At 30.5% G+C, this 903-nt stretch carries 1 protein-coding gene and 1 pseudogene; both read right to left on the bottom strand.

The genetic code is table 11. The features are described from left to right. Window positions 1–50: 50 nt before the first annotated feature. Window positions 51–185, bottom strand: a pseudogene (locus tag ACF91D_RS32465) (protein rep); the annotation flags it as partial. 15 nt (window positions 186–200) lie between these two features. Further along, window positions 201–903, bottom strand: a 703-nt coding sequence (locus tag ACF91D_RS30775) for a replication protein (protein WP_392438551.1), incomplete at its 5' end; no start/stop codon positions are given.

Below are 903 nucleotides of genomic sequence, written 5' to 3'. Positions count from 1 at the left end.
ATTAAATTGCCATCTTCGGCATCATCTAAATTTAGAATTTTATATTTTTATTTAAGTAATCCACCATAACTCAACATACATTTTCGATATAAACCTTGTTTTAAATTACTAACCTGAATTTTTTTACTATATCCAGTTAAATAATCCGATGACTTAATCGGATATTTTGAGGCCTCTTTGATTGCTATAGATTATTTGAATTACTGATTAAAGATATTATGTTGTTTCATGTTTTGACGTCGCATATAAAGTGCATGTGTTTCTTCGAATTCAGCTTTAATGGATTGCATTAAATACCCTTGCATCGCTTCAACCGTTTCATTCTTTTGTAGCAGCATCGCTTTAAAACGTTTCAACACACTTACAATTTCAAACTCAACATCTTCTAAACGGTAATACGTATCATGTGCATTATTAAATGATTTTTTACCTTTGAGTAATACACTTTTAATAATCCGAATTTCTCTAATTTCAAATTTACTTAAATAGTCTTGAAGTTGTTGAGGCAATTCTTCGAGGACTTGAAACTTAAGCGCATCATTATTAAATTCGGTTTGTTGATGATTTGTATGATTCGAATGATTATTGTTTATTGAATTGTTGTATGTATCATTCATATCATGCGTATCATTATTCTCAGTCTCTATATAATCAGTATTACTTAAGTCAGTATCATTAGAGTCTAAGTTTTGGGATTCTGGGCTCCCATTGTTTGGGATTCTGGGCTCCCATTGTTTGGGATTCTGGACTCCCATTATTTGGGATTCCTTGCTATCACTTGATTCGTCATTGTTTGAAGTGCTATTTTGTATTTCTTTTTCAATATTTATATTTGTTTCAATTTCATGAAGGTATAGTTTGTTTGGTCGATTAAATCCAGTTTTAACTTGTTCTAATAAACCC

It is taken from the genome of Staphylococcus sp. 231237_7MaSpsaltlick, from assembly GCF_043107035.1.
The sequence above is the reverse complement of the archived record's forward strand: the minus strand, read 5'-3'. Positions and strand labels throughout refer to the sequence as shown.